19 protein-coding genes are annotated in these 25,591 nt (G+C 52.2%); 12 read left to right on the top strand and 7 right to left on the bottom strand.

Annotated elements, in window-relative coordinates; genetic code table 11:
* Window positions 1-78 precede the first annotated feature (78 nt).
* Entirely contained in the window at window positions 79-984 is a 906-nt protein-coding gene (locus tag PSCS_RS08095) for an acyl-CoA thioesterase (protein WP_068811569.1), read from the top strand.
* Here the strand turns inward: PSCS_RS08095 and dinB are convergent.
* Entirely contained in the window at window positions 960-2,066 is a 1,107-nt protein-coding gene (gene dinB, locus PSCS_RS08090; protein WP_068811567.1) for a DNA polymerase IV, read from the bottom strand. The two genes, PSCS_RS08095 and dinB, sit on opposite strands and share 25 nt — an antisense overlap.
* A gap of 45 nt (window positions 2,067-2,111) precedes the next feature.
* Between dinB and pepQ the strand changes: the two genes are divergently transcribed.
* Window positions 2,112-3,518: a Xaa-Pro dipeptidase gene (gene pepQ, locus PSCS_RS08085; protein WP_157885666.1), complete on the top strand. Its 1,407-nt coding sequence runs from the start codon at window positions 2,112-2,114 to the stop codon at window positions 3,516-3,518.
* Here pepQ and waaA read toward each other — a convergent pair.
* Complete coding sequence (waaA, locus tag PSCS_RS08080; protein WP_068811565.1) at window positions 3,492-4,862, bottom strand: lipid IV(A) 3-deoxy-D-manno-octulosonic acid transferase; 1,371 nt, start codon at window positions 4,860-4,862, stop codon at window positions 3,492-3,494. The two genes, pepQ and waaA, sit on opposite strands and share 27 nt — an antisense overlap.
* A 170-nt stretch (window positions 4,863-5,032) precedes the next feature.
* Here waaA and PSCS_RS08075 point away from each other — a divergent pair, with 170 nt between their 5' ends.
* Together PSCS_RS08075 and PSCS_RS08070 are read left to right on the top strand one after the other, a co-directional pair.
* Window positions 5,033-6,244 (top strand): FAD-dependent oxidoreductase, encoded by a 1,212-nt coding sequence (locus PSCS_RS08075; protein ID WP_157885665.1) that lies wholly within the window; start codon window positions 5,033-5,035, stop codon window positions 6,242-6,244.
* Entirely contained in the window at window positions 6,223-7,035 is an 813-nt protein-coding gene (locus PSCS_RS08070) for an aldo/keto reductase (protein ID WP_082866446.1), read from the top strand. The genes PSCS_RS08075 and PSCS_RS08070 overlap by 22 nt, the downstream gene beginning before the upstream one ends.
* Window positions 7,036-7,058: 23 nt before the next feature.
* Here the strand turns inward: PSCS_RS08070 and PSCS_RS08065 are convergent, their stop codons facing one another.
* Complete coding sequence (locus tag PSCS_RS08065; protein WP_068811563.1) at window positions 7,059-8,804, bottom strand: hypothetical protein; 1,746 nt, start codon at window positions 8,802-8,804, stop codon at window positions 7,059-7,061.
* Window positions 8,805-8,834: 30 nt separating this feature from the next.
* Window positions 8,835-10,709: a signal peptide peptidase SppA gene (sppA, locus tag PSCS_RS08060; RefSeq protein WP_068811562.1), complete on the bottom strand. Its 1,875-nt coding sequence runs from the start codon at window positions 10,707-10,709 to the stop codon at window positions 8,835-8,837.
* A 148-nt stretch (window positions 10,710-10,857) separates the two neighbouring features.
* On the opposite strand from sppA, the gene wrbA reads away from it, so the two are divergent.
* Window positions 10,858-11,466 (top strand): NAD(P)H:quinone oxidoreductase, encoded by a 609-nt coding sequence (gene wrbA, locus PSCS_RS08055; protein WP_068811561.1) that lies wholly within the window; start codon window positions 10,858-10,860, stop codon window positions 11,464-11,466.
* Here the strand turns inward: wrbA and tal are convergent.
* Complete coding sequence (tal, locus tag PSCS_RS08050) at window positions 11,463-12,410, bottom strand: transaldolase (RefSeq protein ID WP_068811560.1); 948 nt, start codon at window positions 12,408-12,410, stop codon at window positions 11,463-11,465. The two genes, wrbA and tal, sit on opposite strands and share 4 nt — an antisense overlap.
* 189 nt (window positions 12,411-12,599) lie before the next feature.
* Between tal and PSCS_RS08045 the strand changes: the two genes are divergently transcribed.
* From PSCS_RS08045 to PSCS_RS08025, 5 genes are all read left to right on the top strand, one after another.
* A complete protein-coding gene (locus PSCS_RS08045) occupies window positions 12,600-13,442 on the top strand; it encodes a hypothetical protein (protein WP_157885664.1) in 843 nt (280 codons plus the stop codon).
* 113 nt (window positions 13,443-13,555) lie between these two features.
* A complete protein-coding gene (locus tag PSCS_RS08040; protein ID WP_157885663.1) occupies window positions 13,556-14,569 on the top strand; it encodes a hypothetical protein in 1,014 nt (337 codons plus the stop codon).
* Between the two features lie 144 nt (window positions 14,570-14,713).
* Window positions 14,714-17,263, top strand: coding sequence for a TonB-dependent receptor (locus PSCS_RS08035; protein ID WP_068811557.1), 2,550 nt, complete (start codon window positions 14,714-14,716; stop codon window positions 17,261-17,263).
* Between the two features lie 94 nt (window positions 17,264-17,357).
* Window positions 17,358-18,266, top strand: a complete 909-nt coding sequence (locus PSCS_RS08030) for a tyrosine-protein phosphatase (RefSeq protein WP_068811556.1) — start codon at window positions 17,358-17,360, stop codon at window positions 18,264-18,266.
* Window positions 18,267-18,417: 151 nt separating this feature from the next.
* Window positions 18,418-19,644, top strand: coding sequence for an alpha/beta hydrolase family protein (locus tag PSCS_RS08025; protein ID WP_229694583.1), 1,227 nt, complete (start codon window positions 18,418-18,420; stop codon window positions 19,642-19,644).
* A 12-nt stretch (window positions 19,645-19,656) separates the two neighbouring features.
* Here PSCS_RS08025 and PSCS_RS08020 read toward each other — a convergent pair whose 3' ends face one another.
* The gene (locus PSCS_RS08020) at window positions 19,657-20,565 is read right to left on the bottom strand and encodes a glycosyltransferase family A protein (RefSeq protein ID WP_068811554.1); all 909 of its coding nucleotides are present in this window, start codon (window positions 20,563-20,565) and stop codon (window positions 19,657-19,659) included.
* A 319-nt stretch (window positions 20,566-20,884) separates the two neighbouring features.
* Here PSCS_RS08020 and PSCS_RS08015 point away from each other — a divergent pair, with 319 nt between their 5' ends.
* Entirely contained in the window at window positions 20,885-21,661 is a 777-nt protein-coding gene (locus PSCS_RS08015; protein WP_068811553.1) for a 3-deoxy-D-manno-octulosonic acid kinase, read from the top strand.
* A 24-nt stretch (window positions 21,662-21,685) separates the two neighbouring features.
* On the opposite strand, the gene PSCS_RS08010 is transcribed toward PSCS_RS08015, so the two are convergent.
* Window positions 21,686-23,146: a flavin-containing monooxygenase gene (locus PSCS_RS08010; RefSeq protein ID WP_068811552.1), complete on the bottom strand. Its 1,461-nt coding sequence runs from the start codon at window positions 23,144-23,146 to the stop codon at window positions 21,686-21,688.
* A 230-nt stretch (window positions 23,147-23,376) separates the two neighbouring features.
* Here PSCS_RS08010 and PSCS_RS08005 point away from each other — a divergent pair, with 230 nt between their 5' ends.
* Window positions 23,377-25,437 carry an outer membrane protein assembly factor BamB family protein gene (locus PSCS_RS08005; RefSeq protein WP_068811549.1) on the top strand — a complete coding sequence of 687 codons (2,061 nt, stop codon included), beginning with the start codon at window positions 23,377-23,379 and terminating at the stop codon, window positions 25,435-25,437.
* Window positions 25,438-25,591: the final 154 nt, after the last annotated feature.

Below are 25,591 nucleotides of genomic sequence, written 5' to 3'. Positions count from 1 at the left end.
GTACACGAAATACGGCATAAACTGGTACTATTAGACCTGTTAACACCAATGCGGTCGCAGCACAAAGGAATGGCTTACATGCAAGAGACGCAAACCAATGAGCAGTTACAGCAGCTTTTCAGGCACCTGGAGCTGGAAAAACTGGATGAAAACCTTTACCGCACCAAACACGCCAATGAAGGCTGGTTTCGTGTTTACGGTGGGCAGGTACTTTGCCAGGCTCTGTTAAGTGCCACCCACACCGTTCCCAAAAACCGCCATGTTCATTCACTGCATGCCTACTTCCTGCGTCCCGGCGATCTGAATCATCCCATTATTTTTCAGGTGGACCGCATCCGTGATGGCAAAAGTTTTACCACCCGCCGCATCGTGGCAATTCAGCATGGCCGCGCAATTTTGAACCTGTCGACATCATTTCAGGTGGATGAGCCTGGATTGAACCACCAGATCGAAATGCCCGATGTTCCCCCACCGGAAGAGTGCGACGACCGCGCCCAGATGGTGGAACGTTTTCGCGGCAAGGTCAGCGACGATATCCTCGAACGTTTTACCGGCCCCTTCGCTATTGATTTGCGACATGTCGATGCCGACAGCATTTTCAGTAACCGCCCCAAACCACCGACCAACAGTGTCTGGTTCAGGCTGAATGCGGAACTGCCTGAGCATTACACACAACATTCACACCTGCTGGCCTATGCCTCTGATATGACGCTGTTGCAGACCAGTCTGCGCCCCCATGGACAGAACCTGTTCGACCCTAAACTGCAAATTGCCAGCCTGGATCATGCCATGTGGTTCCATCGCCCGTTCCGTATGGACGAGTGGTTGCTGTATACCCAGGACAGCCCTTCTTCTTCGCAGGCCAGAGGATTCAACCGGGGTAATATCTTTACCCAGGACGGTTTACTCGTCGCCTCCGCCACGCAGGAAGGACTGATCCGCATCCACGATAAACGACATCAGGACAGTGGCAGATCAAGCTGAGATTGTAAGTACTCACTATCAGCAGTGCTACTGATTGGGGACAATCGCACACCAACCCCAATCAGGCGCACCGGTCGGCGATGACGCTGCCAGGCGGTTTCCATTAGCGGCGTGTAGTTCATGCGATCTGGCGATTCTGCCGTCTGCTCGGCCGTAGTCGTCACAAAATTATCGAACTTCAGTTTTACAAAACAACCCTGAACGCGATACTTCGATTTCAGTTTCTGCCAACGTTTCACCATCTGCTCAAACAAGACTTCAAGCTCAAACTGACAGGCAGGTAAATTCGGCAAATCGACCGGAAACGTATTTTCGACACTTAACGATTTGCGTTGCCGCTCAACCTTCACTTCACGCTGATCAATGCCCCTGCACAACTGATATAAACGCTGACCAAAACTGCCAAAGCGAGAGACCAGCTCTGCTTCTGTGTATCCTCTGAGCTGGCCGCATTTTTCCACGCCCATCTCATGCAGCCTGGCCGCCATCACCTTGCCCACACCAAACAACTTCTTAACCGGCAGTTCCGACACAAACGCATCGACCTCATGCGGTAAAACCACAAACTGACCGTCTGGTTTTTCCCAGTCACTGGCAATCTTGGCGATAAACTTATTGGGTGCAATACCCGCAGAAATCGTAATACCCAGTTCGGCGCGCACCCGTTCACGTATCTCTCTGGCCATTAAAGTCGCACTGCCCTGGCAGGCTGTGGCCTGGCTGACATCCAGGTATGCCTCGTCCAGTGACAGCGGTTCAATCAACGCGGTATATTCCGAAAAAATCTCATGTACCTTAGCGGAAACTTCACGATACACATCCATGCGTGGCGGAACGACAATCAAGGGCGGGCAGCGACGCAATGCCGTTGATGTAGGCATCGCCGAATGAATACCAAACTTCCTTGCTTCATAATTACACGTCGCAACCACACCTCTGCGTTCACTGGCACCACCAACTGCCAAGGGCCGCCCTCGTAACGCCGGATCATCCCGCATTTCTATTGCCGCATAAAAACAATCGCAATCGCAATGGATTATTTTCCGCTGTGGCTCGTCATTATTTTCTGGTACAGCACCCATGTTTATTCCTGGGCCAAATTCATTAAGTGTTTGCCAAGTAGAACAATGAGCGTATTATCACATAATATGGAGACCGCCGAGCTGTTTGCCAGCCATCTTGCCGGGTTGCAAGATACGATGACTCAGGGTTTGACATCCGTCAAACCAGGCGCTGATGCCGTACTGATTCACAGCGGTTCTTTGCACTATCATTTTGCTGACGACATCGCCAAGCCATTTCGTGCCTGGGGACATTTCCTGCAGTGGGTTCCAGTCGACAGACCAGATCAATTCCTCTTGTTCCGACCCGGCCAGAAGCCAGTCTACTTTGCCGTGATACCTCAGGATTTCTGGCACGACAGCCATATTGACATGCCAGAGTGGTGGGCAGAGCAGTTTGAAATTGTCGTTTTGTCATCAGTCAGCGCGCTATGCGAGCAACTTCCCCGCCATATCGCCCCCCAATGTGTTTGTCACTTCCTGGGCGAAGGCAGGGATATCGCAGAATCACTGGCAATACCCGATTCCCAAATTAATCCGAAAACCTTACTGGACTGGCTCGACTATGCCCGGGCCTATAAATCCCGGTATGAAATTTCCAGACTGGCAGAGGCCAATGCAACAGCACTGGCCGGACATCAGGCAGCACTGGATATGTTTCTGATGGGCGGCGATGAATATGAAATCCATATGGCCTACCTGAACGCATCCCGCATTTGTGACGATGAACTGCCCTATCCCAGCATTGTCGCTCTGAATGAGCACAGCGCTATTTTGCATTATCAGCACAAGCAAAGGCGCCATGGGAAACGAGAGCCTGACGCCAACCGGGTGTTGCTGATTGATGCCGGCCACCGCTCCTGGGGATATTGTTCTGACATTACGCGCACCTGGGTAAGGCCTGGCAGTCATCCGGTTTTCGCCGCTCTGGTGAAAGGGGTGGAAAGAATACAAAACCAGATCATACGCTCATTGCAGACTGAACAATCTTATACAGATCACCACCATGCGACACATACTGCCGTCGCTGACCTGCTGATTGAAACAGGAATTGCCAAAGGTCATGCCCAGGATCTGGTCGACCGCGGTATCACCTATGCGTTTTTACCTCATGGACTTGGTCATCATCTCGGACTACAGGTTCATGATGTCGGCGGAAAATTATCCAGCCCCGCTGGACAAATAATACCGCCGCCTGACCAATATCCGGCGCTGCGCAATACCCGACCCATCGAGGCCAATATGGTTTTTACCATTGAGCCTGGCATCTATTTTATCGACAGCCTGCTAAACAATATTCGTCAGGATGATCGGGCAAATGCTTTGAACTGGCCACTGGTGGAAGCGCTGATGCCGTATGGTGGTATCAGAATTGAAGACAACATCTGGGCAAAACCAGATGGCAAGATGCACAACCTGACAAGGCGCCCGATCACAGGCAGCCTGTTATTTCGACCGGACGTGGCTGCCTGAACCTTTTTTTACATCGCCTTTCTCTTCATCGCCGCTTTCTTCATCAGAGCCAGGAAGGAAGTTTTCCACCAGCCGAAACAGCCGGCTTAATGCTCCTCGGTTATCGGCTATCGCCTGTTTGCCGGCATCGCCCATTTGCTGACGGACAGCCTCATCCTGGAACAAGGTAATCAACTTCTTACCCAGCACCTCAGCTGTATCAACAGTGACCAGCGCACCGCAACTCTCCAGTCGCTCGCAAATTACCTGAAAATTATATTGTGATGGCCCCACTAGTACTGGCTTCGCCAGGGCGGCAGGCTCAAGCACATTCTGACAACCGGTATCGACCAGGCTTCCACCCACAAACGCAATATCAGCCAGACTGTAATAGAGCAGCAACTCACCCATACTGTCACCAAGGAAAACATCGACATCCCTGCTCACAGCTTGCGATGAACTTCGTCTGACAACGTTCATCTGACTGGACTGGAACAGTTTCTCTGCACTCGAAAAACGTTCCGGGTGTCGCGGCACCAGGATCAGCAGAGCATCAGGAAAATGCTCCCTGACCTGCTTGTGAGCAAGCAACACTTTCTCATCTTCGCCCTCTCGTGTACTGGCTGCAATCCAGATAGGCCGATTACCCTCAATCCGCTGACGAAAATTCGCCACCCGCTGCTGCAGATCTGAGGGCAAGGTGATATCAAACTTAATACTGCCGGTTATTTCAAGTTGCTCTTCGCTTACGCCAAGCCCCTTAAAGCGCTCGGCATCACTGGCTCCCTGGGCAGCAATCAAATCAATTTTTTGCAGCATTGGCTTGCCCAAAGCCGAAAATTTTTCGTAGCCGCGGAAAGACTTCTCAGACAGGCGGGCATTGGCAACCAGTAATCTTGCGCCACTTTGTTTGCTGTAATGCACCAGGTTCGGCCAAAGCTCGGTTTCCACCAGAATCACCAGTGCAGGATGAAATGCTTTCAAAAAGCGAGTCACGGCGCCTCGATAATCGTATGGTGCATAAACGTGACAGACATTATCGCCAAACATCTCAAAAACACGCTCAGACCCAGTCGGCGTCATCGTGGTAACCACTACCCCCCAACCCGGTAACTCACTGCGTATCTTATGAACCAGTGGTGCTATTGCGACAGATTCGCCAACAGAGGCGGCATGCACCCATATCCATTGTGTCTCACCAAACTGACGTCGGCGGCTTTCAGCAACATCGGCAACAAACCCTAACCGTTCACCCCAACGACGCGCATAAGCTGGCGCTGGCAGAAAAAGCGCCCGCCACAATAAACGCAACACTATCAAAGGTAGCAACAGATAAAATGCCAGATTATAAATCGTCCTGTTCACGCCTTCTCCATTCTTAGCACCGTGGGCAGCATCGTGTTACTATTCCATTAGTCAGGGAACGAATCATTGCAGGATTCATTCCCTGGTGCAAACCCCATAACAGGTGATCATTGGTGCCTCTAACTTCTGTGATGCCCCACGGATCAGCCAGCACATACATCAGATATCAAGTGACAGAATTCGATTCGCAAATCACAATAGTTGGCGGTGGCATAGCCGGGTTATGGCTGCTTAACCGACTCTGCCTGGCCGGCTATGACGCCATTCTGCTGGACAAAGGCGGACTGGGCAGCGGTCAGACACTGGCCTCCCAAGGCATTATCCATGGCGGGCTGAAGTATGCACTGAACGGCATATTGAACCCGGCCAGCAGCGCTATCGCTGACATGCCGGAACGTTGGCGTGCCTGTCTGCAGGGAGCCGGCGAAATTGATCTCAGAGCGACCCGCCTGCTATCGCCATCCTATTATATGTGGTCGGGTGGTTCGATGCGATCCCGCTTCAAATCCTTTCTTGGCAGCAAAGCACTAAGAGGCAGGATAGATACGGTGCACCCTACGGAGTACCCGTTCTTCTTTGAAGAGGCCACTGAGAACAATATCAGGGGAACACTATACCGGCTGCCTGACTTTGTTGTAGACACACCCTCGTTGCTGGAGTCATTGGCCTCTCCCTGGATGGACAGGATTTTCTCCTGCCGGGATGTTTATCTCGAAGGCGACCGGCTCACGGTTAAAACACAAGGCGCAAGCATTCGCATTCGGTCTGACAAAACCATTTTATGCGCAGGTGAAGGCAACGAAGCCTTGTTATCCGGACTGAGTCACCCGGCCAAAAAGAAAGCACCCGCCATGCAACGCCGGCCACTGCATATGGTTGCAGTCCAATTAGCCCATCCTTTTCCGGTTTATGTGCATTGCATAGGCGACCGCTTTGGCATGACCCCAAGATTAACGGTCACCAGCCACCCTTGCCCGCAGGATCGTAAACGGCCTTGGATCTGGTACCTCGGCGGTGAACTGGCGGAAACCGGTATCAACCTAGAGCCGGCTCAACAGCATGAAAAAGCGCGCCAGCTACTCTCTACCATGTTCCCCTGGGTAAATCTGGAAGATGCTCAATGGCAGAGCATTGTGGTCAATCGGGCTGAGCCCAAAGTACCGGACCTTAACCGCCCTGATAACGCCTTTGTCTCTGACCTTGGCAAGGTCATGGTATGCTGGCCCACCAAACTGACTTTATGCCCAAATCTGGGAGACACGGTACTATCCAGGATTGAGAGTGAGTTCCCACCCAGCCAGCTGATTTGCAAACCAGGCCTGACTCCTTATTTATCGCAGGCCAGACTGGCGTTGCCTAAATGGGAAAACCTGCTGTCATGAACGACACCTTACCTAGCCGAATACTTGGCAGCACTGGCCTGGAAGTTTCTACACTCGGACTGGGCACTGTTAAATTTGGCAGAAATTCAGGCGTCAAATATCCCAACCAGTTTGACCTGCCCGATGATGAGCAAATCCGTCAATTACTCGCGCAAGCGAGCGATCACGGCATGAATTTACTCGACACAGCTCCGGCATACGGCAGTAGCGAGGAACGTCTGGGCTCCCTCCTCAACAACCGCAAGCACTGGGTCATATGCAGCAAAACCGGTGAAGAATTTACATCAGGCGAGTCATATTTCGATTTCAGTGCTCAGCACACTCGTGCCAGTGTGGAGCGCAGCCTGCGTCGATTACAAACCGACTACCTGGATATTGTATTGGTGCATTCTGATGGCAATGACCTCAACGTTATCAATGAAAGCGATTGCCTCGAAACTCTGGCGCGCCTGAAGGAAACCGGCCATATTCGCAGCTACGGCTTTTCCGGCAAAACCGTTGCCGGGGGGTTACGGGCACTGGAACTATCAGACATTGTCATGGTGACACTGAACACCAGCTACCAGGAAGAGATACCCGTTATCGAGCATGCGCGAGCATTAAACAAGGGCGTATTAATTAAAAAGGCCTTTGCCAGTGGTCACGCAGTCCTGAAAGGTCAGCCATCACAAACTGTTCAGCAAAATTTACGCGCTGTCCTGGAACAGCCGGGTGTCTCATCAGCAATATGTGGCACGATTAATCCTCAGCACCTGGAAGAAAATATCGCGGCAGCTATTCAAATTGGCTGATACTGGCGAAACTTTAACACTGCTTAAATTCCATCCCGCAAGATACGGTAACGCTGCTGCTGCCAGTTTTGAACGTCGTTCTCTATATCCTCCATGGCAAGCGAGTACGCTCCCATCAGTCCGGCTGCACGCTCAACGCGATCATTGCTTAACGCCTCCATGATCACTTGCTTTAATTCTTCACGATGCATGGCCTCATCGGCCCGGTTAATGAGCCAGTCTGTTCCTAGCCAGGCACCTGCCGCCAAGACAGGAGCACATACCACCACCATTGGCCCACAAAGGACACCAGAACTGCTACTGACTCCGCTGGTGGCAGCGCGTGAGGCAAACCGGCTGGCAGACCGCGTTGCGACAGCCTGACCACCGCGCTGCATGGCAAAACGAAAACCAAGGCGTGTTGCTGCATAGCTGGACAGCCCCGCAATGCTTCCCAGTCCAGCTGTGGTTCGTGCCAGCTGTGCCGGCAATGTCGGCACAGCCAGACCAAACTGCAGACAATCTTCATCCATTAGCGAATCCAGGTAACTGGCATGCTGCCGCCCGAGACTGGCAACTTCAAACTCGAATGCCGATTGCAAGTCACTGTCCAGCGCCGACAGCTTCTCTTCCATTGGAGCACTGATGTATGAAGCCATACGTGACTGGATAAAGGATTCATACGACTGACCACCCAGCCTGCTGGCCGCCCAGACTCCGAGCTGACTGTACTGCCCCCTGATACTGTAATGCCAGTCCAAAAACTCATCTACACCCTGCTCAGCAGACAGATAGATGGCGTTTAACTGATCATCCATTCGACTCTCTATTCGCCCCAGACCGGCATTGCTTTGAATCTCAAGGTGCTGTGCACTCTCTGCTTTCATCTGTCGTTTTTTTTGCGGAGAAACGCAGTTGCTCTGCAGCCCGGCGAACTGTGTCAAACTCTCCGGCCTCATCAGGCTGAGCCAGCCTGGACTGTACAGAAAACTACTACCAAACAGGGTTAGTACAATCACCAGCCCAAAAGCCATTTGACCGTTACCAGGGAGACGTGGCGGTGCCAGCCTGGCCATGCCCCGGAAAGCCCACACGAATGCCAGGAAACCTGCCAGCGCTGTCCAAAACAGTGCAGCTGTTGCAGTTTTCACAATCAGAAAACTGCTCCATGCAAAGATTTTAACACCGCGCGGCAAAGCCATTGTGGCATCAGCAGCTGATTGCATCACGAACCACAAACCAGCATCCAGGGATGAGTTCAATCCAAACAGGACGCCAAACAAAGGACCTCCTGCCTGCGACCCTGCCTCATATTCTGAGAGCAACAAGGAACGGATATTGCTGCCACGGTAATCCGGCGCTTCCAGCCAGAATAATGTCAGGGCAACCAATGCGATGGCAGTGATAATGGTTATAACAATAACCGCCACCCGCAGGCTGGCCAGCGCTACCAGCGTGGGGGATATTTCCCGAACCAGTATTTTTGGTGGTGAGATAACAATCAGAAAGAAAAATGGCAGGGCTGCCCAGAGTACATACCACTCAAGGCGCTCAAGTCCCGAAGCAAATACAATCAATAACAAAGCTGCGATTAAAGCCTGAACAGAAAGCAGCAGCATGGCAAACGTTTGTCGCCATAGCAGGCGGCGCAATGCCCCGCCCGACTGTGTGTAATGAGCCAGCCAGGCCCGGCGTCGATATAGCTGCCACGGTGCCTGATACTGATATATAAACCAGGCAATAACGAACAATGCCGCGACTAATACACTATTAACCCAATTCGCACCCATAGCCACCTATTGCGGCGATTACCCAGCCGACTACCTAAAAAGCATACAACTGTCACAATATGCCATTCGCTGCATTTGCCCAGCGCCCTGCACTGGACTTAACAGCCAGTTAAGCTGATCCGTCAGGCCTGTTCGTTGCGCGATTGGCAGAAGAGAAGACCAGACCGGACTGGCAAACCTTTCCATAAACCTGGCACCCAGCCACTGCGTTGTTGCGGGCGAAAAGGCCATGCGCCCGTCGGTGCTCAACAGCTGTAAAAGCATTTGATCCAGCAAGCCAAATTCCGGCTGAACATAAACCGCCTCATAGTCGCTCAGACCCGCAAGATTAGCAGCCGCATCGACTGCCTGCTGCTGGTTTCCCAACGCGTCCACCAATCCCAGCTCCAGCGCCTGCTCTCCGCTCCAGACCCGACCCTGCCCAATGGCATCAACTTCAGCAACGGTCATGCCCCTGGCATTAGCCACCAACTGCATAAACCGCTGATAAGTATCATCAATCGTGGCCTGGTAAATCATTTGCATATTTTCATCAGGCGCGCGCAACACATTACCGGCACGACTGAGTTCTGTCGTACTAACGCCATCAAGCCCGATTCCCAGCGCATCCATGGCACCCTCCAGACTGGGTACCACTCCGATAACTCCGATGGAGCCGGTTACGGTGGAGGGTGAAGCCAGGATCTGGTCGGCTGCAGTAGCGATCCAGTAACCGCCTGACGCTGCTGTACCACTCATGGATACAACCAATGGCTTGCCACTTTGACGAAACAGGGAAAGCGCCTCACGTATTTCCTCTGAAGCCAGAGCCGATCCGCCAGGCGAATTCACCCGCAGTACCGCAGCCTTCACACTGGCGTCCATTTGGGCTCGTGAAATGCGATCAATCAGACTCTCTGAACCAACTATACCCGTTAAATCTTCACCTGGCATGATAGTACCTTCGGCAACAATCACCGCCACTTTGTCGCTGACTGGAGAAGGCAGAGGGTCTGTAATCGCGACATAATCCCCGTAATGGATCTGTCGGAAGTCGCCATTTTCCACACCACTAACCGCTGCTACCTGTCGTCGAAAACTGTCTGCCGCAGCAATGTTATCAACCAGGTCATGCTCAAAAGCCAGTCTGGCGATATTACCATTGGCTTCATTCTGCAAACGTACAGCAAACTCATCCGCATAACCTTGCACGGTTTGCTCTGTAATCATGCGATTGTTGGCCACCCGGCTTCGATAACTTGCCCAAAGGTCATCGACCAGCGCCTGAGAAGCCGCTCTGGACTCCTCTGACATATCCATTCGAACATAGGGCTCCCCTGCTGATTTGTATTCACCCGCCCGAAAAATATCAACACGCACATTCAGCTTGTCCAGCAGATCGCGAAAGTACAACTGGTCCCCACCAAAACCGGTCAGCATCAAATTTCCCATGGGATGAAGTGTGATGTCATCGGCGTAGGAAGCCAGCGCATAACCTGCCTGGGAAAAATAACTGCCGTAGGCAAACATGGGTTTGCCACTGTCTTTAAATGACAGCAGGGCATTGCCCAGGTCCTCCAGTTGTGCAGGTGTAATACCCAGCAGTTCACGTGTATCAATCACAAGGCCGGATATCTGCTCATCCATGGCAGCACGGTCCAGAGATCGCAACAGGGCCGACATGGTCGAATCAACCGGCACATTACTGTCCAGTAACGCATTGGCCGAAGGCAGCAGGCTGACTTCTTCAGTGACCACCCCAGACGGTGCCCAGACCATGACTGCGCCATCCGGAACCCGGCGCTCCGGCGGAGATGAAAACAGCACAAACGCCAATCCCACCATTAACAGAAGAAACAGAATACGCCCTGCCCAACGCATGATGGTGTCTATCACCTGAGCAATGCCTGCAAAGATCCTTTTCATCCTTTAATTCTCCTGGTCATGCCAGCACAACATTCCCGTTAGCCTCGGCAAAACATCAAAATATTCGATTTATCTGGTATATAAAATGCGACTTTCAAGCAACCTTGCTGATGTATCTTTATGGCATCTATTTACAAGGAGCTCGATCATGACCCGCATACTGGTTCTCTATCATTCAATGTACGGCCACATCGAAACCATGGCAACTGCTGTCGCAGAAGGCGCAGGTAGCGTGGAAGACACTGAGGTTATCATCAAACGTGTGCCTGAAACTATGCCGGAAGAGGCTTTTAAAAATGCCGGCGGCAAGACAGACCAAAGTGCCCCGGTCGCCTCACCAATGGAACTGGCCGAGTATGACGCCATCATTTTTGGCGTACCTACACGGTTTGGCAACATGTCCGGTCAAATGCGTAATTTTCTCGATCAGACTGGCGGGCTGTGGGCAAAAGGCGCACTGGCGGGCAAGGTCGGCAGCGTGTTCGCTGCCACCGGTACCGGTGGTGGTCAGGAAATGACCATCACATCTACCTGGACAACGCTGGCACACCACGGCATGGTCATTGTACCGCTGGGTTATACCACCGAAGAGCAATTTGATATTTCCACTGTCAGCGGTGGCACACCCTATGGTGCGACCACGCTGGCAGGTGGTGATGGCTCCAGGCAACCTGATCAACGGGAATTAACTATTGCTCGCCACCAGGGCAAACAGGTTGCCAGCATAGCTGCCGCTCTTGCTGCCAGCAGACGCTAGAACTTCTCAGCAAGCAGTTGCTTCAGCGACAGATAATCTGCATGGAATTTTCGAATACCCTCTGACAGCTTCTCTGTCGCCATGGCATCTTCGTTAAGTGCCCAGCGGAAACCGGGCTGCTGCAGCACTTCGCGTGAATCATCACTGGGCATGTCTGCGGATAACTGTTGTGGCAATTCGCCTGCATCTGCCTCCAGCTTTTCCAGCAATGCCGGAGAAATGGTTAGCCGGTCACAGCCGGCCAGTGCCTCTATTTCTCCGGTATTTCTGAAGCTCGCCCCCATCACAATGGTCTGGTAACCATGTGCTTTGTAGTAACGATATATACGTTTTACCGACAGTACTCCAGGATCTGTCTCAGCGGTGTATTCCTGCCCGGTTGATGCTTTATACCAGTCCAGTATTCTGCCCACAAAGGGTGATATCAAATAGACTCCGGCATCTGCACACGCCTGTGCCTGACAGAAGCCAAACAAAAGGGTCAGATTGCATTTTATGCCCTGCTGCTCAAGTTGACGCGCAGCCTCAATGCCTTCCCAGGTGGAAGCAATTTTGATCAGTATGCGGCTGGTATCAACCCCAGCCAGATCATAGAGCTCCAGCAGACGATGCGCCTTTTCAATCGTGCCGCGCGTGTCAAATGAAAGTTGCGCATCCGCCTCAGTGGACACATAACCCGGCACAACATCAACGATTCGCTGCCCGAAATTAACCGACAGTTTGTCGATCGCCGCTTCAACCCGCGACTCCAGCGTACTGCCGATGCGCTGGCCATAAGCGATCGCATCGCTGACCAGGTCTTCGTATTGCGGCAATCTGGATGCATTAAGAATCAACGACGGGTTAGTTGTCGCATCTTGCGGCGCAAATCGCCGGATTGCATCAAACTCACCAGTGTCAGCAACGACAGTTGTCATTTGTTTGAGTGCTTGCAATTTATTCATGGCTATCACAGTTCCCTGTGGTGATTACTATTTCATTTAAAGCTAGTCGATCACTGTCGAGAGGTCAATTGCCCGATCACTATTAATCCATCCGATTTGCACAACGGTTGCACCAGCAATAACTGTCAAATGGCTGTCATATTACCCAACTACACTTCGAGACTCGCCCTTCAGACCAGACCACCCCTTATGAAGATACTTCGTTTCTGGTCAGCCAGAATGCGGCGAATAGTGGTTCTGGCGACTGTTACTGTATTTTTCGCCGCCAACATTGCTGTCAATATGGTCTACGACCTGACCATCGCAGAGGCAGATTACTATCGTACCAGTTGCCAGACTGGCAGCCAGGAGCAACAGGCTCGCTTAACTGTCCTTTTAGTGACGGCACACCAGGCCGGCGATATAGCGTCCCGCCTGTGTCAGTCAGAAAGCATCAGCAAAGCATACGGTAGCGTTGACGTTTCCTGGAAACCACGTACCCAGTTATCATCGCAAGAGCTAATCACTGAGGCTTATGATGTCATCTGGAGCCGGGAGCATGTCCTGATCGGGCTTGTTCCCAATATCGGACAGTACTATGACCCTCTGCTACATTTTGACCACTACTCTGTGTACTGGTTAAGCCTGCAGAATACCCCGGTGTTAACAGCAGAATACTTTCAGGAAAAGCGTATCGGTCTGCTGGCCGACAAAAACAGCCATACTCACTACCTGTTACCTCTGGAGTCATTACACCGATCCGGCATCGCATCAGACTCATTAGAGCTTGTGCATTTTCAGGACACCAATACCCTGTATCAAAGTTTTCAAAACGGGGAGATCGACCTGATCACCGGTGGGTCCGGCTATACATCACCGACCCCCGTATATTCAACACTGATCGATGATGATGCGATAGCCGCCAGTTTTTTCGTGCGCCAGGCATTGAGTAATCAGACGATACGGTGTGAGCTGATACACGCCCTCAGCCCTTTAAAATCTTTGTGGCAAGGGATTGCCCTGCATCAGAGCGTTCCTCAGACATGCCCTTGACTCTCCACCTCTTGCGACGATACGGCTTTGTGTTTCTCCTGGCATCACTGCTGTTTGCCTGCAGTGCTGTTGGAACATCACTGCTTTCAGCGCGGTGGCAGGTCAACAACCTGATGAACGATCGCATTATGCCTGGCATTATTGAGGCCAGCCGGTACAGCCTGATGGATGAGGCGACAGTCGTTACCATTGCAGAGCAAGTCAATAACGATCTGCAATCGTTGTCATTACAAAGCTGGCTTGGAACGCTGTCGTCCTGCGAGCTGCAACTGCGCGCAATTGAAAACACTGCCATTGCCTCCGCCCCAGCCAACCATGGGTTTTCTCAGCACCTGCAGGTGACACATCAAACTGGCCAGCAAGACGCTCTCTCAGCCTCTTTGTCAGCTTCCTTTACCCTGGATTGCCTGGTTGCGCCAGGCCCTGTGTTGTCAATGAGTTTTCTTTTCGCCGCCTTTGTCACTGCGTTAATCGCTGGCTTGCCACGCGCCTACTCGCCACAGCAGCGCCAGTTACTTAATGTGTTGAGCGATGTGGGACTGGAATGGCAGGACATTCAGACAGTACTGACACATTTGCAGAAAAACGATACTGCCAGTCTGCAGTGGTATGACTTTCTAATTCAACGCATTCAATCCGGCTCCCTGAGTGTCGAGCAGTTGATGCAAAGTGCCAATGCCAGCGATTGCATCCAGTTTCATCATGACCGGCAATCAGTTTCCATCAGAGGGATAGAGGTTCCTCTGAGCCGAACTCCCTATTTTTATTACGCACTTTACGCGCACCAGCGTCATGATGATGCTCAACGCAATTTCTCAGCCTGTGACGACAATGGCTGGATACTCAATCCCGCCTCTGGGCGGGCAAACCCGGAACACACTCGCTTGTTACTAAACCTGATGAAAACACACGACGGGCACCAGAAAGCCATCAAGGAACTGGAGGCACATGGCGTCAGAGCGAAGACAATGGATCAGAACCGTAACAAGGTCAAAGAAGAATTGATAAAAGTGCTGGGTGAATCAGTCGCAGAACAGTATTTATTTGAGACCAGGCGCGATTCCCGCACAGGCAGAAATCATTATCGCCTGAAGACCAGTGCGACCAAGATCATTCTACCTCTTTGATAAGCACATGATTTTAAATACATTATTTTTTAGAGATATCTAAAACTCCACTAGAGACATCTTATTCACCGTTGCGTCATACAGCCACGCCACCATGCTCCCCGACTTGTTAGATACCCGAACCCACACGGAGCAATGCATACCATGAACATCTCTTCATCACGCAAATTTGCGCGCTTGCCTCTTTCCCGTCTGCCGTTGTATGCCGCCATCATGATGGCCGCCATACCTGCACAAAACAGCATGGCCCAGGAAGACAATAGCGCAGAACAGATTACCGAAGTTGTCACCTACGGCAGTCCGATCCGTGACAGCCAAAAAGCAGCCATTGATCAAAAGCGCAATGCCGATAACTACCTGGACGTTGTTTCCGCTGATACCATCGGCCGTTTTCCTGACCAGAACCTGGCCGATTCTTTAGGCCGTATGCCCGGTCTGGCGATTGAGCGCGACCAGGGTCAGGCCCGTTACATCAACTTCCGTGGCGCCCCCTTCCGTTATACTTCCCTGGCCATTGATGGTTTGACCATCCCCGGCGCAGAAAACGGCCGTGTACCGCGATTTGACGCCTTCCCTGCGGTTATTACCCGCGCCATTGAGGCGAACAAGGCCGTCACACCAGCCATGCCAGGGGAAGCGGTTTCCGGCTACATCAACATCCGTACCTTTGATCCTTTTGAACATCAGGGCTGGTCTACCACTACCGATATCGGTCTCGGTGAGCAAATGCTGGGTGACGGTGAAGTCAGCCGATACAGCGCCCGCATGTCATGGTCAGGAGAGACACTGGGTTTCTCCGTGTTTGGTTCTCGTAACCTCAGAGAACAGATCACGGATAACCGTGAGCTGGATCTGACTCTGGACCCTGCCACTCAGGACATTACCGTAAACGCCATCGACATGCGCAATTATAAAGTCGCTCGACAGGACACAGCATGGGGCGGCCGCCTCGAATATCGCCCGGAAGGCAGCATGGATCGCTACTTTTACTCGGTACTGAGCAGCGAATTCCTGGATGAAGAAGAGCGCAACCAGTACGTTTTCGAATTTGATGCTGGCGCGGAAGCAATGGGCGGCAGCGTGGCACCGGGCGTCACAGGTTATCAGCCATTGGCACTGGCGCGACGAATGCTGGAAGCGGGCGAATACCGTAACGCCGCTCTGACTCAAACATTGGGTTCCGACTTCACCGTTGGCGACTGGTTCCTGGAAGCCCGATTAAATCGCACCACTACAGAAAACGAAACATTCCTGCCTATTCCACTCAGTGCCGGTGGCCAGGTAGCGGCCAGCTATGATGTCTCCAACCTGGAAGACCCCCTGGTATCGCTGATGGTCCCCTTCAGCCAGACGCCCATGTCGTCTTCTGACATTAATTACGCAATGACACTGGCGCTGGTTATCGATTCAAACCTGGATATTGATGGTGACAAAGTCAAACTGGATGCCGAGCGCAGCCTGTCACTATTTGGTCAGCGCAGTGTGCTGAACACTGGCTTCCAGTACGACCAGAAAGAAGGTCGAGGTGTCGCGCTGGCTCAGTCACAAAGCGGCTTCCCAAGCTCTATTGATATCGACAATTTCAATACTGGCAAACTTTGGGATACGGACATGACCAATGGTATCGCTGGCACAGTTTACGATAACTACGGCATTCTCAGCGCCTGGAAACAAGCGGCGGGAGATCTGTCAGTAGCAGCACCTGCGGATCAACTGGTGAGTATTGATGAAGACATCATGGCTGTATACGCCATGACTACGACTGACTTCAGCTGGGGTAATATTGTTGCCGGTCTGCGTGTTGAAAACACCGACTACCAAAGCACTGGGCCTCTGGCCAGTCACGCCGATGAACAAACTCACGTACTGCCTAGCGCCCACATCAATATCGACCTGCGCGAAGACCTGAAATTGCGTTTGGCAGCAGGCAGCTCTATCAGCCGGCCAACCTACACGGAATGGCGCGCTGCTGCGTCGGTCAACCCAGTCGATCAAGCCGTCACCGGTGGTAACCCCACACTGGAAGCGGAAGAAGCACTTGGCGCAGACGCATCACTTGAATGGTACCTGGGTGATGCCAGCATGCTCTCTGCCGGACTTTTCCATCGCAGCATTGATAACGTGATTTATGCCGACAGTACTACCATTGATGGTGGTTTGTATGTGCCAGGAGCAGAGGGCGAGCAATGGCAATATACCGGCTTTGTTAATGGCAATGAAGGCCATCTCAGCGGCATTGAAATCAACCTGATAGCACAGGCATCAGATGTCTTCCCCGGCATGCTGGATGGACTTGGTTTTACCGCCAATATCACGGCTCTGGACAGCGAGTTCGACACGCTGACTGGCAACAGCTTCAGCCTGCCTGGCACGTCAGACCTGATTTATAACACATCGGTCTATTACGAAACGGAAAAACTGTCTCTGCGCCTGAACTATCAGTACCGTGATGACTGGCTCTCTACTACAGAAAATGACTCCTTCGCAGAGTACTGGGCCGCACAGAAACGACTGGACCTGAATATCAAATATGACCTGCCTATCCAGACATTTGGTGCAGACCTGTCCGTTTACCTGAACGCCAACAACCTCAACGACGCGGTTGACGTTCGCTATGCCGGCACTGCCGCCACACCTAACCAGGTCGAGCGTTACGGCCGCCACTACATGGCAGGCGTTCGCGCCTCTTTCTAAGAGCTCACAATTACCGGCTGAGCAAGCCGGCTGACATTTCTCAGCCGGTTCCCAGCCAATTCATTACACCGCATTAATATTCAAGGAACTGACCATGAAAATCATGAAGCAACTTGCCTACTGGGGCGCCATCACTTCTGTTTGTGTGGCTTCACTAACAGCCATTTCCATCACTTCAGCAGAAGTCAATAACAACGAAGAACTAATAGAAAGACATCTGATACAAATGGAAGGGAGCCGAAACTTTCGCGACCTGGGCGGCTACCAGACCAAAGATGGAAGAACGGTCAAACCCGGGGTATTGTACCGCTCTGGTGTTCTGCATCACTTGACAGATAGCGATTATCAGCAAATCAGTGACCTGGAAATCAGTACTGTTGTCGATTTTCGTGCTAACGATGAACGTCAATCAGAGCCAACTGAATGGAAAGCAGGCCCTGCTCATATCATGACCTGGGACTACGAAATGGAAATGACGGCAGACGACGGCCAGATGGCGCAGTTCATGAATCCGGAACTTGATGAAGCGACGGCGGAAGCTCTGATGGCAGAAATGTATCGCGGCATGATCTTTGAACAGCAGGAGCATTACCGCGACATGTTCGATGTGCTGGTGGAGACTGATCGCCCACTGTTGTTTCATTGCTCAGCAGGAAAAGACCGTACCGGTATTGCTGCAGCCTTGATCCTGCATGCACTGGGAGTCGACCAGGAGACTATCATTGCTGACTACACACTGACTGAAGCCATCTATACCAATCCAGCATACACTAACAGTGCTCCATCGTTGACCGATATCGATACCAGCGATGAGCAGTATGCTTTTATGCAATCCATGCCAGAACCTGCCCTGAATGCCCTGATGGGTGCTCGCGCCAGTTACATCGAAACTGCTTTCGATGAAATGCGTCAGGAATTCGGTTCGGTTGATGCCTACCTGAGAGACGGTCTTGGGCTGAGCGAGAACGATATCGCTGAATTACAGGCTCGCTTGCTGAAGTAATAGCTTACAAAGGTCTGAATAACAGCCCAGGGCACAAGTACAAGCAGCCCTGAACAAGTACAAGCAGTCCTGATGTCGGGCTGGTATAGTGTTGTCTCTTCTTATCACTCATAATGACGGTATTCCGATGAAACGTCTGTTGATAATATTAATGATGACACTAAACAGCCCGACACTACTGGCCGAAAACAACCGTATTGATCTGATCCGGTCTGACGCTCCCGAACTCGCCGCCTTTGGTGAGCACGACATCGGTGTTCGCACGCTTACGCTCACCAACCCTCAGCAACCAGATGTCCTTAATACACCACGAGATGGTGACACGGTATACGCAGATCGCACACTCACCGTAGAAATCTGGTACCCCGCCACGCTGCAAGACCAGCAAGCGCCCGGCACCCAGTACCAGACCACGACCCGAAACCCGCAGCTTAGCGCAGTGCTGACCGGAGTAGCTGTTCGTGATGCTGCCCCGGCAAATAACAACACGCCTTACCCGCTGGTGATCATTTCACATGGCTTTCCGGGTAACCGCTACCTGATGAGCCACCTGGGCGAAAACCTGGCCAGCAAAGGCTACGTGGTCGCCTCCATTGACCATACTGACAGCACTTATGAGGACCAGAAAGCGTTTGCCAGCACCCTCTACCACCGCGCTCCCGACCAGCGCTTTGTGCTTGACCAGTTAGCGACATTAAACGAGCAGCCGGACCACTTCCTCTTTGGCTTGATAGACGCTGAAAATACCGGTCTGATTGGCTACTCCATGGGTGGCTACGGTGCCGTCAATAACATGGGCGCCGGATATAGCGAACAGGGCGTCAATTTCTTCGGCGGGCCACCTAATCAACTGCTTCAGGATCATGCTGCGAGCAATCCGGATTTTCGCTCTGAACTGGATCCACGTATAAAGGCGGGTATTCCGATAGGCCCCTGGGGCATGAACATGAGTTTCTGGGATGAAGAAGGGCTCGCCGGCCTCACTGTACCTGCCTTATTTGTGGCTGGCAGTGTGGACACAACATCAGGCTATGAAGAAGGCGTCAAAAAAATCTACGATGGAGCTGTTAACAGTGACCGCCACTTGCTGACATTTATCAATGCCGGCCACAGCGCCGCAGCGCCAATACCTTTGCCCGCTGAATTTCATCGCCACGACAACCAGGAAGGCGCAGGGCATTACACCGACCCTGTCTGGGATACCTTGCGCATGAATAATATATTGCAGCACTTTGCGACGGCATTCCTGGGCGTTCACCTGAAAGATGACAGCGAAATGGCAACCTATCTGGACATCCCGGAAGGTGAGAGTAACGGGCAGGAATGGCCCGGTTTTGAAAGCGGCAGCGCCATCGGCCTGCACTGGCAGAAACGCTAATGGCCGGCGAGGCTACCCTTTAATCCTGGCAACCAGTTGCCGAAGCGTGCCACGCAACCCGTTGCTTAGCCGGCTTCCCGTGTAGCGGCCTTTGGCCGCATGCCTTATACGGTATACACCCGGTACCGCCAGGGGTTCTCCCTGGGTTTGCAATAACCAGCGGAAGGCTCTGTCTTCATAGGCTTTACACCAGGTATGCGAGGGACGCTGATAGTAAGACAGCGCTTCGCAGTATCCAACCGTCCTCGCCACATCGCCGTGGGTGATCTGAAGCGGCCCGGTCGCCCGGCTTTTATCGAAGCAGCGGAACAAGGCCGGATCAATATCCTTCGGCTCAATGTCGCTCATATCCGGTTGCAGTAGATCGTGCTCAGCCGGCAACAACCCTGTGCAGTTTTCCTGGCGAGGATAAACCAGAGCATCTTTTCTGCCTTGCAATACATCATTCAGTGCATCCAGACAATTTTCCCGAAACAGTACATCACAATCAGTGAACCATACCCAGTCGGCTCTGGTCTCTTTCGCAGCCAGATTTCGTCCGATAGCCCTGCGGAACAAAGCCTGGGTTGGCAACTGGCGCCAGTTCCAGGTGACGCCCGGGATATGGATATCAGCAAAACGGGCAAGCAAAGCAGAGGTTTCCGCATCGGCTTCATTATAAAAAACAGTCATGGTGATGCGTATTTTTTCAGGCGGAAACAGAACCAGAGAACTCAGTTGATACAGCAGCATGTTGGCGTAATTCCAGCAATGACTGACAATCTCCAGGTGTAACTCTCCTGAGCGTGCTTCACGCGACTCAAGAGCAGGCAGGTCAGACTCAAACCACTTCGCCGGGATATAACCGCTCGCAGCCAATCGTAAAAAGCGCCCTTGCAATCCGTCGTGCCACCGCGAGTCCGGGACCTGGTAATCTGTCATTTTCAATGCTCTTACATTTGATAACTGGAACTTTAACCGGACCCGCTGGTCTGTCAATGAGACTACTCTCATCGGTCATAATACGGTACATTAACAGGGCTCGTTAAATTTTCAGGAAATTTTGTTTACCCTTGCTTTCGCGTGGGAAAAGTTTACAGTTTTGCCGTGATTTTTGCGATAGCTTTTTGGCAGCAACACGTGCCAGCATATGCGCCTGGTTTCACCGACCGAATTAAAGCGGCGGCTGATTCAGGTATAATAATAACAACGTCTGTGGGCTTGTCACAGCCATGACACGGGCAGCAACTATAAAGAGCACATGCAAACTTCAGAGTACAGGAATGACAACTCATTTGTGCTGGTCAATAAAAATGTACTGACCGGCACTCAGGAATGCATCTTTGGTGATCATGCCGATAATGCCTGCCCGGACGTGTCCGACGACCAGGGCCGCGGCAAAGTTATTTTCTTCGATTTCGAGCAGCTGGAATTAGTGCTGAAACGCTACCATCGTGGCGGCCTGCTTGGACGGTTGATAAAAAATACCTACCTGTTTAACGGGTTGCAACGCACTCGTATGTGGCAGGAATTTCATTTGCTGGCAAAGATGCGCGACAAAGGCCTTCCCGTACCACGACCAGTGGCCGCGCGCTGCACACGCCATTCCGCATTCGGTTATCAAGGTGAGCTGATCATTGAACGCATACCCAATGCCCGTACCCTGGCGGAAATTCTCAGCGAAGAATCACTACCCGACAATGTCTGGCAAAATATTGGCCTGATCATTCGCCGTTTTCATGAGAACTGTATCGATCATACAGACCTCAACGCCTGCAATATTATGCTCAACACAAACGGTCAGATTTTCCTCATTGATTTCGACAAATGCTGCGAACGCAAGCAGGCCTCAAAAGACTGGAGAGCAAACAATCTCGCCCGCCTGAAACGCTCCTTGAACAAATGGTCGTCACGAGAAACCGGTTTTAACTTTCAATCTAAAAACTGGAACATGCTGCTAAGTGGCTATCAAACATCACGGCAACAATTAAGCAAAGGGATGCAGGGCCAGAGCAAGGCCGGACGCCTGGCCTCATAGCCTGGCTGGTTCCAGCCTGCCCTCTTAAAGAAACTTCAACACCCCATCATTGACATTGCCATAACGCAATTCCTTTTTGTCTTCGGCATAGCTCTGTGTGTTTAGCCAGGGCGCCCTGTCACCCTGTTTAGGCATTTTGTCCATCGCCCGCTGCATGTACCCGGAAGAAAAATCATCGATGAATGGTCTGGCCATCATTGATTTATCCTGTTCACGCAACATGGGCCGACATGTGTGAGCCCCCCTGACCTGCAAGTGCTGCCAGATGCGACAAAGAAACTCTGCGGTCAGGTCTGCGCGTAATGTCCAACTCGCATTGATATAGCCAAAGGTGCATATCAGATTGGGCACCCCGGAAAACATCAATCCTTTATATGTCCAGGTGTCACTCATATTCAGCTCCTCCCCGTTCATTGAGAAGCGAATATCGCCGAGTAAATTCAAATTCAAACCGGTTGCCTTGACGATAATATCAGCAGCAATTTCCTGTCCGCTGCTGGTGACGATGCCGTTGGGCACAACCCTTTCAATATGATCTGTCACCATATTGATCTTTGCGTCATTAACTGCTTTAAAGAAATCAGCATCAGGGCTGAGACAAAGCCGTTGGTCCCAGGGATAGTATGGTGGGGTAAAATGCGGACTGATATCTGTCTGCAACTCTTTTTGTGTCATCTCCAGCAAACGGCGCTTTAACTGTTGTGGTCGGCGCCTGGATTGTCGGTACACCCATTGTTGCAGGGCTATATTTTTCTTCCGCACAAGCGCATAAGCCCAGGAGGCAGGCAGTAATCTGTTCAACCAGACTGCAACTTTATCAATTGAGGGACGGGCCACAATATATGTTGGCGTACGCTGCAGAACCGTCACTTCACTGGCTGTTCTGGCCATCGCCGGGGCCAGTGTGACGGCTGTTGCACCCGACCCGACAATGACAACCTTCTTGTCACGGTAGTCCAGGTCCTCAGGCCAGTGCTGGGGATGAACAAGGGGGCCGGTGAACCTCTGTTCATCAGTCAAGACAGGGTTATGCGGCTGCTCATAGTTATAGTAGCCGGCACATACATGCAGCATGCGGCAACGAAACGTTCTCGGGCGGCTTTCACCCTCCACAGACACTTCCAGGTGCCAGCAATTATCCAGGTCTGACCAGTTAGCTGCAGCCACCTGATGCCCGTACTGAATCTTCTTGGCGATTTCGTACCTGTCTGCCGTTTCCTTGATGTATTGCAGTATCTCGCCACCTTCAGCAATTGCATTCTCTGATGTCCAGGGCCGAAAAGAAAATCCCAACGTATGCATATCACTGTCCGAGCGAACCCCCGGGTACCGGAACAAATCCCAGGTACCACCCATTGACTCCCGGCTTTCCAGGATGCACCAACGCGCACCAGGGCTTTGTTTCGACAAGTGGACTGCAGCCGAAACACCTGACAAACCCGCCCCGATGATGATGATGTCAAACAGCTCCCTGTCTTCAGACATAAACTTTGATCCATTGCCTTATTTACTATTCAGTATAACTTAATTTGAACCCATTCATTTATTAATAGGCAGAATGTTTCTGTCTTTAGACAGATTGTGTGTCATTACCGAATCCTGTCACTGTAAAAATAGACACTTGCAGATGAATGCATTCAGGCATACTCTGCTGCATGGGTCTCGACTGTTTGCTAGGCAGACGTACCCAGTATAATAAAAACAGGAGTCTAATCATGAGCATTTCGTCAACAAACGAGCCGCCTCTGACGGCCCGTGTACGTCGACTCGCGTCTGTCCTATTACTGGGAATGGGCTTGAGTGCAGGCACTGCACAGGCACAGCAGGAGACGGTTGAGTGGGTGACACTGGGCGGTGACTTTGCCCATACCCGCTATACCCCATCCGAACAGATTAACGCTGATAATTTCGAAGAGCTGGAAGTCGCCTGGGTTTGGGACGGCGCTAGTTTCAAGGCCAGCAGCGGCCGATCCACCCCCAGTTATGTCGATGGCAAGTTGTTTACCGTTGCCGGTGACCGCCGTCACGTTGTCGCCATTGATCCAGAGACCGGCGAAACTCTCTGGTCATACCGCGAGCCTCACACCTTCCGTTATGAATACTCCATGCGCAAAGACTACGGTAAAGGTGTTGCGTATGGTGAGGTGGATGGCAAAGGGGTGATCTATATCATCAGCCCGGCTTTCTTCCTGACAGCACTGGATGCTGAAACCGGCGCTCCACTGGAAGGCTTTGGCCACCCAATTGGCGTGGAAGGTTTCCCAGAGACTGGTGTCGTTGACCTGCAACGTGTCCTTGCCGAAGCCAATGGCTACGACTTTGATCCTTACTATGGCATTCCCATTGAAGAAGGATACATCACAGCCTCCTCTCCTCCCATTGTCGTCAACGACACCGTGGTCGTGGGCAACTCTGCCGAGCAGGGCTATAACCAGACCCGTATCGAGAACATTCCTGGCGACATTCTGGCTTTCGATACCAAGACAGGTGACTTTAAATGGAAGTTCAATGTCATCCCTGAAGCTGGCGCATTCGGTAGTGACACCTGGGAGGGCGTGGAAAACCCCCGTGACCTGACGGGTGAAGTCTCCCCATGGGCACCCTTGTCAGCAGACGTGGAAGCAGGCATTGTTTACGCCGTGACCAACCCGCCAACAATTGATTATTACGGCGGCCATGCACCGGGCGACAATCTCTTTGGCACCAGCATCATCGCCATGGATGCCGATACCGGTGAACGTGTCTGGCACTTCCAGTTCGTGCACCACGATGTCTGGAACTATGACACGCCAACAGCGCCCGTGCTGCTGGATGTTGAGATTGATGGACAGACAATCCCTGCCGTTGCCCAGGCAACCAAGCAGGCATTTGTTTACGCCTTCAACCGCCTGACCGGTGAACCTCTGTGGCCCATCGAGGAACGACCCGTGCCACAATCTCTGATCCCGGGCGAACAAATGCCGCCAACGCAACCTTTCCCGACCAAGCCGGCAGCATTTGATATGCAGGGTCTGACACACGATGACCTGATCGATTTCACCCCGGAACTGCGTCAGCAGGCAATTGATGCCATCGCAGACTACCAGATTGGACCATTGTTCCTGCCTCCGCTGCATAGCAATAACGATATCGGCAAGCGTGCGGCACTGTGGTGTCCTGGTGACGGCGGCGGTGCCAATATCCCTGGCCCGGCCGTGGCGGACCCGACAACCGGTGTGCTCTATGTTACGTCCCGTTCTGCTTGTTCATCGCGCCTGGTAACAGACGCTGCCGAACGTGATGCCATGATCGAAATGCCAACAGGCACAACCTTCTCCCGTTATGCCGCATTGCGCTCAATGCCTGTTCGTGGCCCGGGTGGATTGCCGCTGTTCAAACCACCATACAGCCGTATCACGGCAATCGACATGAACACTGGCGAACACCTGTGGATGATCCCGGTCGGTGATACACCTGACCGTATCCGCAACCATCCTGCTCTGGAAGGGGTGGACATAGGTGATACTGGCAACGGGGCACTGGCACCTATGACGGTAACGCCTAACATGTTGCTCTATGCAGGCACTGGCTCGGACGAAACACCTTACCTGTTCGCCATCGACAAGATGACAGGCGAGGAAATAGGCCGGGTGGAAGTACCTGAAAACAGCCGCTACGGTATGAGCAGCTTTACGCACAAAGGTCGTCAATATGTGATGCTGCAAACGGGCAGCACGCTGACCGCCGTCGCGATACCTGACCCGAATGCCAGCAGCATGTCGAGTGGTGGCCACTAACCCGCTGACGCTATCACGATAGCGCCACTTCAAACCTGAAAGGGCCGCAGACCAGAAAATGAGTCTGCGGCCCTTTTCTTTTTCGCTGTCGCCGGATTCTCATGACATTGCTATAGTATGCACAAGACAGAGATGTGGCTTGCGGATTACCAAG

Source organism: Pseudohongiella nitratireducens (assembly GCF_001642735.1).
In the GTDB taxonomy this organism is placed as follows: domain Bacteria; phylum Pseudomonadota; class Gammaproteobacteria; order Pseudomonadales; family Pseudohongiellaceae; genus Pseudohongiella; species Pseudohongiella nitratireducens.
The sequence above is the reverse complement of the archived record's forward strand: the minus strand, read 5'-3'. Positions and strand labels throughout refer to the sequence as shown.